Raw genomic sequence first — 13,489 nt, forward strand, 5'->3', positions numbered from 1 at the left:
TTCAGTTCTGTAAGTTACTTGGTACCGACAGCGAACATCATATACAAGCCCAGGCCCACAGCGATCATCGGGATGGCGTCAACCAGACCCATAACGATAAAGAACTGAGTACGCAGCAGAGGGATCAGATCAGGCTGACGAGCTGCACCTTCCAAGAATTTGCCCCCAAGGATGCCGATACCGATCGCAGCACCGATAGCAGCCAAACCCATCAGAATAGCGGCAGCTATGTACAGCAGATCCATGTTTATATCCATGACAGTCTCCAGTTTGTTTCAGTTAAAACACTATTAATGATTGATAAAATTAATGCTCTTCAGATGCCATCGACAGATAAACAATCGTCAGAACCATGAAAATAAAGGCTTGTAACGTAATAATCAGTATGTGGAAAATCGCCCATGGTAAGCTGAGCATCCACTGTGACCAAAACGGTAAGAGAGCCGCAATAAGAATAAAGATCAGTTCGCCGGCATACATATTACCAAACAGTCGCAGACCGAGTGATATAGGTTTAGACAGCAAGCTAACCCCTTCCAAAATTAAGTTAATAGGAATAAACAGAGGATGATTGAAAGGCTGTAACCCCAGCTCTTTCGCAAAACCACCGATTCCTTTCATCTTAATGCTATAGAATAGGATGAGGACAAAGACGCCAAGCGCCATCGACATAGTGACACTAACATCTGCTGTTGGAACAATACGCAGAGCAGGCAGGCCGAAGACATGTTCACCGATTAAAGGAATAAGATCGATTGGCAGCAAATCCAATGCGTTCATCAAAAACACCCAGACGAACACAGTCAAAGCCAGAGGGGCAATCACTTTGCTCTTTCCGTGATACATATCACGAACAGTGTTATCAACGAAACCGATAATCATTTCTACTGCAGTCTGGAATTTACCCGGCACGCCAGCAGTGGCATTAACGGCAACCTTCCTGAATACAAACAGAAACAACATCCCTAATACGACGGAGAAAAAAAGCGAGTCAATGTTCAACGTCCAGAACGTCGCTTCATAGCCACTAGCTTGGGGATTGACCAACTCAAAGGTACGCAAGTCTAACTGAAGGTGTCTCAGGTGATGACTTATATACTCTGAAGTTGAAACTTCTCCTGATGCAGACATGATGCTTTTTACCCTTTTATTGTTAAAAACACTAACCGTTCATTACGGCAGGTGCGATGATCTGCACAATCAGCACCGCTAAATAGGCCACACCAAGTGGTGCAAATGCCGCCTTGAACACCCCTAAGGCAACTATCAGCATAGCTATCGAGGTGATAACTTTAACCCCTTCACCAATAGCGAAGAACCATGCAATGCGTACAGGTACACCCTCTTCTTTTACCTTTTGAAAGTGAGTAAGCAGCATAAAAATGACATTTGGCAGCCAAAATGCTAACCCACCGGCAAAAGCAGAAACGCCCCATTCGATACTTCTGGTATAAAAAGCCGCACTGAGAATAACAAAAGTCATTAACTGCAAAAGCAACAGTTTCAGTGCAATTTTACCGCTATAAAGGGATACAGACATGACTTTTGTTTTCTCCCTGAAGTACACCATTACATATCAGGCTTTGCTGAATGTTGTATAAAACTGTCTTTGCTTAAGAGTGTCAAGTGACAAAAACGTGCAAATTATACGGGCAGACGAAATGAATTCAATCCATAAGTAGCGAAAAAGTGAATAATAATTTAAATTTCTAACTTTGATGGTAGATTGCTCACAAATACTATTTAGTATTTTGTAACTTTTAATCTATCGAGCCCAAAAACAAACGTGATACATATCACATTCAATCAAAACATTAATACCGTTTACCATTAAATTTGTGATGGCTGCCTTTTATTTTTTCTATATAAAATCAATTAATTAATATTATAGCTATAAAGTTTTATTCAATATATCAGCAAAAAATCTTAAAGGTTTATTTTGAACACTTTCTCTAAAATTTATTTATAAAGAAAATGGATGTCTCTTCTTAGAAAGAACAATTTGCTCAATATAAAATGAAAGTTATTTTTCTGTGATCTATCGGTAAATAAATATGAAAAGATAGGGAAGATAATTAGTAACGTCCGTAACAATATAACTGTGGCTGACGTCACTAATTATTTAAACTTTTATTGATAAACAACAAAATCTGTTTTACTTAAGTACCACCAAATGGCGCTGCCCTTCTTGCTCAGGAACCAAAAGCGGAATGACTGCATCAAGACTGATCCCCGAAGGTAACTGAGTCAACTCCTCTTCCGGCACTATGCCTTTCAGCGCATAAAAGCGCCCATCAGTGGCTTTAGGAAGGTGATGGCACCATGACAGCATATCCTGCAAAGATGCAAAAGCCCTGCTGATCACTCCATCAAAAAGCACCTCAGGAGTGAATTCCTCAACCCTGCTCTGTACTGGCTCAACGTTAGTGAGCCCTAACTCATGTTGAACCTGGCGTAGAAAACGGACGCGTTTCCCCAAACTATCCAGTAAGGTGAAATGAGAATCAGGCCGTACAATTGCCAGTGGAATGCCCGGTAAGCCGGGCCCTGTTCCAACATCAATAAAGCGAGTTCCCTGAAGGAATGGATTAACGACAATGCTATCCATAATATGGCGAACCAGCATTTGTTCCGGATCACGAACAGATGTCAGATTGTAAGCCTTGTTCCATTTGTTGAGCATATCAACGTAGGCAACAAGTTGCTGTTTTTGCTCCGACGATAAAATGATGTCTGTCTTCGCTAACAATGATTCCAATTTGTTAAACAAAACTTTGTCCTCTTAGGCACTACGACGCAATAAACCCTGTTTTTTCAACCATACCAGCAAGATGGAGATCGCTGCCGGTGTAATGCCAGAAATACGTGAAGCCTGACCAATTGTACTTGGTTTATGGTCATTCAGTTTTGCAACAACTTCATTCGAAAGTCCGTTGACTTGTTTGTAATCAAGATCAACAGGCAATACTGTGTTTTCGTTACGTAGCTGTTTTTCAATCTCTTCCAGCTGTCGGGCAATATAACCTTCGTATTTAACCTGGATCTCAACCTGATCTGCTGCCTGAGGTTCAGTCAGCCCCGGTGAAAAACGTGGCATTGATGTTAGCAATTCGTAGTTCATTTCCGGGCGACGGAGTAAATCTTCACCATTGGCTTCTTTGGACAATGGGGTTTTCAGCACTTGATTGATCTCATCCAGGCTTTCAGAGTGTGGATGAACCCAAATATTACTCAGACGCTGGCGCTCTTGCTCGATCATTTCAACTTTACGGGAATAATGTTCCCAACGCAGATCGTCGACTAATCCTAGTTCACGGCCTTGTTCTGTCAAACGTAGATCGGCGTTATCTTCACGTAACATCAAACGATATTCTGCGCGTGATGTGAACATCCGGTAAGGTTCTTTTGTTCCTAAGGTACATAAATCATCAACCAGCACACCGATATAAGCCTGATCACGACGAGGAAACCAACCGTCTTCTTCAGTAGCATAACGGGCAGCGTTTAGACCGGCCAATAATCCTTGAGCCGCGGCTTCTTCGTAACCGGTTGTACCGTTGATCTGGCCTGCAAAGAACAAACCATTAATAAATTTGCTTTCGAGTGTCTGTTTCAAATCCCGTGGATCGAAGAAGTCATATTCGATCGCGTAACCAGGACGGATAATCCGTGCATTTTCCATACCTTTCATGGAGTGGACTATCTGCATCTGTACGTCAAATGGCAGGCTGGTTGAAATCCCATTAGGATAAATTTCGTTGCTGGTAAGCCCTTCTGGCTCAAGGAAGATCTGGTGCGCATTACGATCGGCAAAACGCATCACTTTATCTTCGATAGAAGGGCAGTAGCGTGGGCCGATCCCTTCGATGATCCCCGCATACATCGGACTGCGATCCAAATTATTGCGGATCACTTCATGGGTTTTTTCGTTGGTATGAGTGATGTAACACGGGATCTGTTGTGGATGTTGATCCCTATTTCCCATGAAAGAAAATACAGGTGTTGGGTTATCACCAAATTGTTGTTCAAGTTGGCTGAAATCAATGGTTCTAGCATCGATACGAGGTGGTGTACCTGTTTTCAGTCGGGAAACGCGTAAGGGCAGTTCGCGTAAACGATGTGATAAAGCGATCGCCGGAGGATCACCGGCACGTCCGCCGCTGTAATTTTCTAGACCAATGTGAATTTTTCCATCAAGGAAAGTACCAACTGTCAGAACAACAGATTTTGCCCTGAATTTCAGCCCCATACGAGTAACAACACCGGTAACGGTATCATTTTCAACGATGAGATCTTCGACTGACTGCTGGAAGATCATCAAGTTAGGCTGGTTTTCCAGTGCAGTTCTTACAGCCTGTCGATACAGTACACGATCAGCTTGTGCACGTGTTGCACGAACTGCTGGGCCTTTGCTGGCATTAAGTGTTCTGAACTGAATGCCAGCCAGATCCGTTGCTTTTGCCATTAGGCCGCCAAGTGCATCGATCTCTTTTACCAGATGCCCTTTACCGATCCCACCAATGGCTGGATTACATGACATCTGGCCCAAAGTATCAATATTGTGAGTCAGTAATAAGGTTTGACGCCCCATACGTGCGGCTGCCATTGCTGCTTCAGTACCAGCGTGACCACCGCCGATAATGATGACGTCAAAATGTTCTGGATAAAACATGTGCGAACCTTCAATTGTAAGAATGCTAGTTTGCATTGGGGAGAGAATTCTACTCAAGTTTGGCCGTTAGACCAAGTAGGAGTGATCGTCATTATTTAAAATAAGATCTTTTTATTTAAAGATCTCTTTATTAGATCTTTTATTAGGATCGCGATCATCTGTGGATAAGTGGATTTTCCATAGAAAGATCATGATGCTGAAAAGGATCATTTGCTGTGAATGATCCGTGATCCAACTCAGTATAAGCTGGGATCTAAATAGCTAGTTATACACAACCGCTAGATTGAAACATGATTATTAAATGGATAACTACGGGTTAACCCCTGCTTTTTAGCTAAGTTATCCACAGTTGATCGCTAAAAAATTAATCTGATCAGAGTAACTTTGCCCATTCTTTGACCCATTCTTCAGCTGGATCTTCCGGAATTTCGTGTTGCAGGATGTCTATTTCCAGTCGATCGCCGATCCTTTTTGCTTGCTGATCTTCTAATAATTGTTCCAATGATCTTATTGCACCACAGAATGTGTCATATTCTGAACTTCCAATCCCGACAGCGCCAAATGTTACAAGACTCAGATCAGGTTTCTGCTGTACGATCTCATTGGCGAGAGGTTGAAGATTTTCAGGTAAATCCCCTGCCCCATGTGTTGATGTGACTACAATCCATAGCCCATTCAGAGGCAAATCATCCAGTGAAGGGCCATGTAGTATCTCTGTTGAAAAACCAAGATTATCCAAGATCTCTGCCATATGCTCAGCAACGTACTCAGCGCTGCCCATTGTGCTTCCGCTGATTAAGGTTATCGTGCTCATCATGATCCTTGCTAAATTTAAAGAGCAACTATTGTACGTTGTGAGTCTGTCGGGATCTACCTGTGGATAATATGGTTATAGGTTTTTCAGGATCAGGGTTTGATAGTCCTCATGATCGGGTTTTGTAGTGAGATCAGTGTTTCCGTTGACTGTATTTCGTCAATAGTTTGGATCTTGTTAATAAGTACATCTTGAAGAGATTCGATAGACCGGCACATGACTTTGATAAAAATACTGTAATGCCCTGTTGTGTAATAGACTTCAACGACTTCATCCAGCATATCGAGCTTTTGTAATGCTGCTGGGTAGTCTTTCGCGCTTTTCAGGATGATGCCAATAAAGCAGCATACGTCAAACCCAAGTTGTTTAGCACTAATATCAACCCGAGTGCCGGAAATAATTCCCGCCTGCTTCATTTTTTCTACGCGAACATGGATCGTGCCCGGGCTGACTGCGAATTTTTTGGCTAGTTCAGCGTAAGGTGTACGCGCGTTATCCATTAAAGCATGAAGTATGTCTCGGTCTAAATTATCGATCTGATAAATTTCTGCCATTTTTAATCCCTATTTTTAAATGATATTCATTTTTATAGTGTAAAAATTATCGTTTATCTGCATTAGTGTATATTTTTATTATCAGATATTGAATTTATACTCTGTTTTGTTGCTTAATATATATCAACAGGACACAGGGTCACTAAAAAATTTAGAGAGCAGCATCATGAAAACATCCTTTATTGAAAAACAGCAGCAGATTAGTTTTGTGAAATCTTACTTTTCACGTTTGCTAGAGAAGCAACTTGGTTTAATCGAAGTGCAGGGGCCAATTCTGAGCCGTCTTGGTGATGGTACGCAGGATAACCTGTCAGGCCACGAAAAAGCGGTACAGGTGAAGGTTAAGACACTGCCTGATGCTACGTTTGAAGTGGTTCATTCTCTGGCTAAATGGAAACGTAAGACACTAGGTCGCTTTGGTTTTCAGGCAGAACAAGGATTGTATACGCATATGAAAGCTCTGCGTCCTGATGAGGATCGCCTGACTCCTATCCATTCGGTCTTTGTTGATCAGTGGGATTGGGAAAAAGTAGTGGGTGAAGGTTGTCGTTCACTCGACTATTTAAAACAGACAGTGGGTAAAATCTACGAAGCGATAAAAGAAACACAACAAGCAGTAAGTAAGGAATTTGGTCTGGCACCGTTCCTGCCAGATCAAATTCACTTCATGCACAGTGAAGAGCTTCTGAAACGTTACCCAGATCTGGATGCCAAAGGTCGTGAGCGTGCGGCTGCAAAAGAATTTGGTGCTGTTTTCCTGATGGGAATCGGCGGTAAGCTGTCTGATGGTCAGGCACATGATGTTCGTGCACCGGACTATGACGATTGGACAACAGCAAACAGCGATGGTTTCCTTGGCCTGAACGGTGACATTATCGTCTGGAACCCTGTTTTGCAGGATGCTTTTGAAATTTCTTCAATGGGGATCCGTGTTGATGCTGAAGCGCTGGAGCGTCAGCTTGCACTGTCCGGTGATGAAGATCGCTTGCAGTACGACTGGCACCAGTCTCTGCTGAAAGGTGAGATGCCACAGTCTATCGGTGGTGGTATTGGTCAGTCCCGTTTAGTGATGCTGCTGCTGCAAATGGCGCATATTGGTCAGGTTCAGTGTGGTGTTTGGTCACCAGAAGTGATTGAATCTGTCGAAGGTGTCCTGTAATTCTGTTTTTTTGAAAGGATTAAGTTTTCAGTGCTGCCACTTTCGCAGTAAACGGCTTGTAATCCCGGTATCAAAGCGCCAGATGTAATCAAATATTCGCATGATGCCGGGTTTCCCGTAATTGGACAGAGAGACTGCATGGAAGCGGTGTTGTTGGTGCTGTTGCAGATTTTGTACCTGATGGATTAGATCGCCCGGTAAACGCTGGGCAATAAAATCTGAAATAACAACAGCGTCAGCATCTTTCCAGATGTATGTTTCCATTTTTCCTATTGCTATTTTCAGGCAGAAGGCCAGATCAGTTCCTCCCCTGAATGTTTGCCCCAGAAAATTCACTGCCTGAGTCAGCCCATTCTGCGATGTTAAGTCATAATGAATGATATCTGTGGAAAACAGCATGATATGACACTGGCGGTTATCAGCCAGTGCGATACGCATCAAAGCAAGGCAAAATGCTTTTGCACAACGTTCATTGAAGCCTCCCATCGAACCGGAAGTATCCACACAGACAATAAATGGTCCTCTGGGCTGCTTTTCGTTGTGATGATGAATAGCAGGTTTTAAAACAGTTTTTGTTTGCCAACTATTTCCCTGCAAGCGATAGGTCAGTAGTTTTTTTTCAACTAGTCGACGATAAAATTCGTACTCCAATTCTTCAATCCCTAACATGGCCAGCTCTGTAGGCAGAACTCTCAGAATATCATCACTTTGGTGAAGTCCGCTGACTTGTTCTGGCACAGTATCAGGAATACGTTCAGTTTGTGTGAATGACTCCAGAGCAGGGCTGTCTTTAGGAAGTGATTTAGCCGTTTGGCTATGACCCAGTAGTTGAGCCAGTCTTTCCAATTCTGGCTGTTGACTAAGAAACTCAGAATATTGAGTTAGTAGCGATATGTTATGTTCTGTAGGCTGAAACTGGCCTTTGCTCATATCCCATAGGCACCCCGCAGCTTGATCATTTTCATTGAAGATAGGAGCAAGATGATTTGCTATTACTAATCGTTTCTGGATCTCTGTCAGAAAAAGATCCTTTTCTTGTTCCAATAATATCTTATGAATTGCCGTTGTTTGATGGATCAGACATGCGCGCCAGCGTTGAATAAACAATATGTGCCCAGCTTTGCTGCCCTGAAATGATCGCTGACATAATTTATAAGCATCATTAGCAAAAGAGGATTGAATTTTTTCTATCTTTTCAACAATGTGGGGTAATTTCTGAAAAAACTCAGCAGATTCCATTATTGTTACTTGTTGATATAAATAAAATTCCTCAGCCAGAGGTGAAGGAATAAAGGTTTCCTCGATCCTTTGCTGCAATGTTTTTCGCCAGTCTGGAATTTCTTTCAGTAATGCTTGTTTTATTCCGGGAAAATTTTTAAAGAAGATGATCAATTGAGGAGTGTTTAAGAATGTTAAGATAATTTCCTCGATCAAATCGCTTTCATTTATGGCGAGTAGAAGATCGAGAGCAGGCAGAGTTAGCATGTCATTACCCCATTTTTGATCTCAATTTCTGAAGCTCCTCGGTTAATTGGGAAAAACTTTGCTCAATATCAGCCAGCCAATGTGTCTCGATAAATAAGCAGGGCTGATGCTGGCTGAACAATTGATGCTGGTGTTGGATTTCATCGCCAATAGATAAGAGTTTTTCCTTCCACTGTGTCTGCTCTTTTTTCAGGATTATCTGTTTTTGTTCAGATAGACATAACACTGCATTATTTCGGCTGATATCCAGCATTTCAATTTGATTTTTTTTGTTAATTTCAAAAGGAATTTTTTGTGGAAAACCAATTCCATTTAACCGGACAGATAAAGTGTCACTGTTCTTTTTAAGGGATTTTTCCAGATGAGATTTATCTACTTCGATAAAATTAACGGCGAGATCATGTAAATTTAATGAAGGTGACAGAAATAGTGTCAGCTTCTCACCGATTATATTTTCAGGGAGCAAATAGTAAGTATGGTGACCAAAAACTGATAATTTTGTAGTTAGCTGTAAAGGTGGATGAGGGGTTTCATCTTGTCTGGCTTTCATCCACTGTTGGTAGAGCGCTTCCATTTTGTGGGTTAAAGAGTGTTGTTGATAAGCTTGTTCTGTCAGTAAATTATGCAGAAGTTGAGGGGTAAGTTTTAAAGTATTCAGATCGTGCCACAGACAGTCTTTTAGTAGAACGAGATCCAGAGGAGATATAGCGTTTCTTCCACTGAAAAAAGCACTGGCCTGCAACAAACGAATAGATTTTTTCCATCGGCGATCCGAGGTATGAGGCGTATTTTCCATAGCATTAATTTGCTGACGCAGCTGATAGATCAACTCGAAAATAGGGATCGGAAGGGAGATGTGGCTGATTTTATTCTGCCATTGATCAAGCTCTTCATGGGTAATTTGAAAGTGATCGGGTACAGGATTGGTATTTTCATTGCTGTGATCTGTGAGTAAAGCATGAAAACTTTTCTTTTCCTGAATATTATCCAGCCAAAGCCGGATCAGAATGCGATCATAAAGTGCTTCCAGGCCATTATTGGCATCAGGTAGTTCATTAGACGCGGTGATCAACAACCTCATTGGTAATTGTTCTTCCTGATTGCCATTTCTGAATTTTTTTTCATTTATTGCTGTTAGTAGCGTATTTAAAATAGCAGGCCCTGCTTTCCAGATTTCATCTAAAAAAACAATTTCAGCCTCAGGCAAATAGCCTTCAGTAAGACGCTGGTAACGGCCTTCATCCTTTAACGCCTGAATAGAGAGAGGGCCGAAAATCTCTTCCGGGGTGGAAAAACGTGTCATCAGGTATTCAAAATGACGGGCATTCTGAAAAGCAAATTTTATCCGACGCGCGATTAGGCTCTTGGCTATGCCCGGAGGTCCGAGAAGGAAAACGCTTTCTCCACATAAAGCAGCCAGTAGACAAAGCCTGATGGTCTGTCGTCTTTCATACAACCCACTTTCCAGATACTGACTTAGCCGGACTATTTTCTCAACCAATTGCATATCGTGAACACCATAGCTCAAATAGTAACTCTCCTTTATTTATAGGTAAAAAACTATCTATGCAAAGGTTTTGATGAATATTTGTTGAATTTTTGTTGCACTGCCAATTTCTGGTTCTACCTATGGAATTGATTTAGCATTAACTTTGTGGGGTATCTGAAGTAATACTTGTAAAAGATGTAGATATTTATCGAGAACAAAAACTGATACCACTATTACCGTTCACAGAGTGTATTACTAAAAATCATTGTCATTGTACGATTGTTATTTTTGATAACTGAAGGATCCTTGAACAGGAGTAAATATAATGCGTAAGGCAAAACTGGTAGTGATGGGAAGTATTAACGTCGATCATATATTGAATCTTAAATCGTTTCCTCAGGCAGGGGAAACGGTGCAGGGGCAACAGTATCAGGTAGCATTCGGGGGAAAAGGTGCAAATCAGGCAGTTGCTGCTGGTCGCTGTGGGGCTGATATTACATTTATTGCCTGTGTTGGTCAGGATGATGCTGGTCAACGTATTCGTCAGCAATTAATAGAAGATAATATCAATACTTCTGCCATAGAAATGATTGAAGGTGAAACAACAGGAGTCGCTCTGATTTTTGTTAATCAACAGGGCGAAAATGTTATTGGTATTAATGCGGGTGCAAATGGTGCACTGATACCAAAATATCTCCGCTACCATGAACAAGTTATTAGGGAGGCAGATGCGTTACTGCTGCAGTTGGAAACACCATTAGAGACTGTATTGTTGGCTGCGGAGATAGCGAAAAAATATCATACCAAAGTGATCCTTAATCCTGCTCCAGCCCAAAAAATCTCAGATAAACTACTTTCTCTGGTAGATATTATTACTCCTAATGAAACAGAAGTAGAATATCTGACTGGTATTGCCGTAACAGATGATTCAGGAGCAGAAAAAGCGGCTCATGTTCTGCATAATAAAGGAATAGAGACAGTTATCATTACATTAGGGAGTCGTGGAGTATGGCTCAGCGAACAAGGTAAGCAAGGTAAAGTGATTGCTGGATTTCAGGTAAAAGCTATCGATACGATTGCTGCAGGAGATACATTTAATGGAGCTTTGGTTACGGGACTATTAGAAGGAAAAGAAATTTTATCAGCAATTCGTTTTGCCCATGCAGCGGCGGCGATAGCAGTGACTCGTCGTGGAGCACAGCCTTCTATTCCTTGGCTAAATGAAGTTGATGAGTTTTTGTCTGAGCAAGGTTAACCGGAATAATCATCAAAGTACGTTGCCCGCCTTGCGGGCGTAACATCATTTTTTAGGCCGCTTTTTCTTAACCAAGTTGATACCATCCTCTTTCTTTAAGAACAGAAAGATAAAGGCAGAAGTTAGCGTAATCATACCTATCGTAAGAAAGGTATAGTGAAAGTTATCTATAGTAGAGCCATAATTTGTTGCATCATAAAACCGCAGGATTGCCGCACTGACTGTGACTCCTAAGCTAATGGATAATTGTTGGGCTACAGACAGCAGGCTATTCCCGGTACTTGCATTATTATCGTTTAAGTCGCCAAGAGTAATTGTGTTCATCGCTGTAAATTGAGTAGACATAACCATTCCCAATATAAATAGAGGGATAATCAAAAACACGAGTGACAGTTCTGGGGATTGCAGCGAAAACTGGGCAATCATGAGACCGATAATGATTGTGATCCAGAGTAAGGTATTTCTGTATCCGAATCGTGACAGTATCCGAGAGACAAAAGATTTGGCTAGAATAGCGCCAATGGCATTCGGTGCCATCATAATGCCTGCAATAATAGCTGAATAACCGAAACCTACCTGTAGCATCAGCGGAATAAGAAAAGAAAGTGATCCCGTGCTTAAACGCGTCGCAATATTACTGCCGATACCAACCGAGAATGTCCTGGTTTCAAATAAACTAAGGCTGATAAGTGGGTTGGGGTGTCTTTTGGCATAAAAGCAATACCCGAATAGCATCATAATCCCGGAAGCGAATACTACAGCGGGAACATAGTTAGGTAATGAGCTATTACCAAATAAATCCAGACTGACTGAAATCATCACTAAGCTTGAACTGAACATCACGAATCCAGCAAAATCAAAGGGACTTTTTGGCATAGTAAAGTTGGGCATATGTTTTTTGGCGTAAATAATGCCTAGTAAGCCAATAGGGATATTGATAATGAATATCCAGTGCCAAGTTGCATAAGTTACTAATACCCCACCAAGCAGAGGTCCTAAAATAGGGCCTACTAATCCGGGCATCGTGACAAAATTCAGCACAGATAATAGTTCGCTACGCGGATAAGCCCGTAATAAAGCCAAACGAGCAACGGGCATCATCATTGCGCCGCCGATCCCCTGCACAACGCGTGAAATGACTAAAAAAGAAAGTGAGCTGGATAATGCGCAGGCAAGAGAACCTAAAGAAAATAAGGACACGGCATAAATGAAAACCCGCCGGGTACCAAACCTATCTGCTAACCAACCACTGACTGGGATCAACATTGCTACAGTTAATGTGTAACTGACAATCGCTGGCTGCATTGCTAATGGAGAGTGGTTTAGGCTTTTTGCAATTGCCGGAAGTGCGGTATTCAGGATTGTTGCATCCAGGGATTGCATAAAAAAAGCCATTGCTGCAATCCAAGGCAATCCGGACATGCTGCGCGCAGATTTGACCATTAGATGTCCTGTGATGTTGTCATGATGATTATTTGGTAACTAAGTATCATTTTAATGCATAAAAATATACCCAGTAGATTTCTAGTTTCGCTGCATGAATTTTAAAATCGCTTTAGATGTCATCAATAATTGAATTCAAAATGAACATTTTTGCTGAATTTGTTGAAAAAAAAAACGAACGAAAAAAAAATGCAAAAAAACTATTGTCAGGGCCGAAAAACTCCCTATAATGCGCCACCACTGACCGACGCTGAGCTGAACACAGCCGCGCAGGACAGCGGAAGGAAAGCGAAAATAAACGCTTGACTCCGGAGGCAAAAAGCGTAAGATACGCAGCCTCGCAACCCGGAAGACGCTTCCGGTTGCCACCGCTCTTTAATAATATAATCAGACAATCTGTGTGGGCACTCGCAAGACACTATCGACAGCCGAAAGGCAAAAAAAGATTCAAGTCTTGAAGAGTGACTGAAACAGTTAATTCATTACGAACTAACAGTAAGAATTCTTTGAGCATCAAACACTTTTAATTGAAGAGTTTGATCATGGCTCAGATTGAACGCTGGCGGCAGGCCTAACACATGCAAGTCGAGCGGTAACAGGAAGCAGCTTGCTGCTTTG

General features: G+C 41.8%; 12 protein-coding genes and 1 rRNA gene. 3 read left to right on the forward strand and 10 right to left on the reverse strand.

Annotated elements, in window-relative coordinates; genetic code table 11:
• Window positions 1–14: 14 nt before the first annotated feature.
• From atpE to asnC, 7 genes are all read right to left on the reverse strand, one after another.
• Window positions 15–257 (reverse strand): F0F1 ATP synthase subunit C, encoded by a 243-nt coding sequence (atpE, locus tag AACS92_RS04155; RefSeq protein WP_038266976.1) that lies wholly within the window; start codon window positions 255–257, stop codon window positions 15–17.
• A gap of 49 nt (window positions 258–306) precedes the next feature.
• Window positions 307–1,131 (reverse strand): F0F1 ATP synthase subunit A, encoded by an 825-nt coding sequence (gene atpB, locus AACS92_RS04160; protein ID WP_099110083.1) that lies wholly within the window; start codon window positions 1,129–1,131, stop codon window positions 307–309.
• 31 nt (window positions 1,132–1,162) lie between these two features.
• Window positions 1,163–1,540 (reverse strand): F0F1 ATP synthase subunit I, encoded by a 378-nt coding sequence (gene atpI / locus AACS92_RS04165; RefSeq protein ID WP_099110084.1) that lies wholly within the window; start codon window positions 1,538–1,540, stop codon window positions 1,163–1,165.
• A 615-nt stretch (window positions 1,541–2,155) separates the two neighbouring features.
• Entirely contained in the window at window positions 2,156–2,770 is a 615-nt protein-coding gene (gene rsmG / locus AACS92_RS04170; RefSeq protein ID WP_099110085.1) for a 16S rRNA (guanine(527)-N(7))-methyltransferase RsmG, read from the reverse strand.
• Between the two features lie 12 nt (window positions 2,771–2,782).
• A complete protein-coding gene (gene mnmG, locus AACS92_RS04175) occupies window positions 2,783–4,672 on the reverse strand; it encodes a tRNA uridine-5-carboxymethylaminomethyl(34) synthesis enzyme MnmG (protein WP_099110086.1) in 1,890 nt (629 codons plus the stop codon).
• A 373-nt stretch (window positions 4,673–5,045) separates the two neighbouring features.
• A complete protein-coding gene (mioC, locus tag AACS92_RS04180; protein WP_099110087.1) occupies window positions 5,046–5,486 on the reverse strand; it encodes an FMN-binding protein MioC in 441 nt (146 codons plus the stop codon).
• Window positions 5,487–5,578: 92 nt separating this feature from the next.
• Entirely contained in the window at window positions 5,579–6,040 is a 462-nt protein-coding gene (gene asnC / locus AACS92_RS04185) for a transcriptional regulator AsnC (RefSeq protein ID WP_099110088.1), read from the reverse strand.
• Between the two features lie 166 nt (window positions 6,041–6,206).
• Between asnC and asnA the strand changes: the two genes are divergently transcribed.
• Complete coding sequence (asnA, locus tag AACS92_RS04190) at window positions 6,207–7,199, forward strand: aspartate--ammonia ligase (protein ID WP_099110089.1); 993 nt, start codon at window positions 6,207–6,209, stop codon at window positions 7,197–7,199.
• A gap of 27 nt (window positions 7,200–7,226) precedes the next feature.
• Here the strand turns inward: asnA and viaA are convergent, their stop codons facing one another.
• The gene (gene viaA, locus AACS92_RS04195) at window positions 7,227–8,684 is read right to left on the reverse strand and encodes an ATPase RavA stimulator ViaA (RefSeq protein ID WP_099110090.1); all 1,458 of its coding nucleotides are present in this window, start codon (window positions 8,682–8,684) and stop codon (window positions 7,227–7,229) included.
• Between the two features lie 4 nt (window positions 8,685–8,688).
• Complete coding sequence (ravA, locus tag AACS92_RS04200) at window positions 8,689–10,191, reverse strand: ATPase RavA (RefSeq protein WP_099110091.1); 1,503 nt, start codon at window positions 10,189–10,191, stop codon at window positions 8,689–8,691.
• 307 nt (window positions 10,192–10,498) lie between these two features.
• Here ravA and rbsK point away from each other — a divergent pair, with 307 nt between their 5' ends.
• Window positions 10,499–11,428, forward strand: a complete 930-nt coding sequence (rbsK, locus tag AACS92_RS04205) for a ribokinase (protein WP_099110092.1) — start codon at window positions 10,499–10,501, stop codon at window positions 11,426–11,428.
• A 45-nt stretch (window positions 11,429–11,473) separates the two neighbouring features.
• Here rbsK and mdtD read toward each other — a convergent pair whose 3' ends face one another.
• Window positions 11,474–12,871 carry a multidrug transporter subunit MdtD gene (mdtD, locus tag AACS92_RS04210; protein ID WP_099110093.1) on the reverse strand — a complete coding sequence of 466 codons (1,398 nt, stop codon included), beginning with the start codon at window positions 12,869–12,871 and terminating at the stop codon, window positions 11,474–11,476.
• A gap of 524 nt (window positions 12,872–13,395) precedes the next feature.
• Here mdtD and AACS92_RS04215 point away from each other — a divergent pair.
• A 16S ribosomal RNA gene (locus AACS92_RS04215) occupies window positions 13,396–13,489 on the forward strand; the annotation flags it as partial.

It is taken from the genome of Xenorhabdus sp. KJ12.1 (genome assembly GCF_963876495.1).
In the GTDB taxonomy this organism is placed as follows: Bacteria; Pseudomonadota; Gammaproteobacteria; order Enterobacterales; family Enterobacteriaceae; genus Xenorhabdus; species Xenorhabdus stockiae.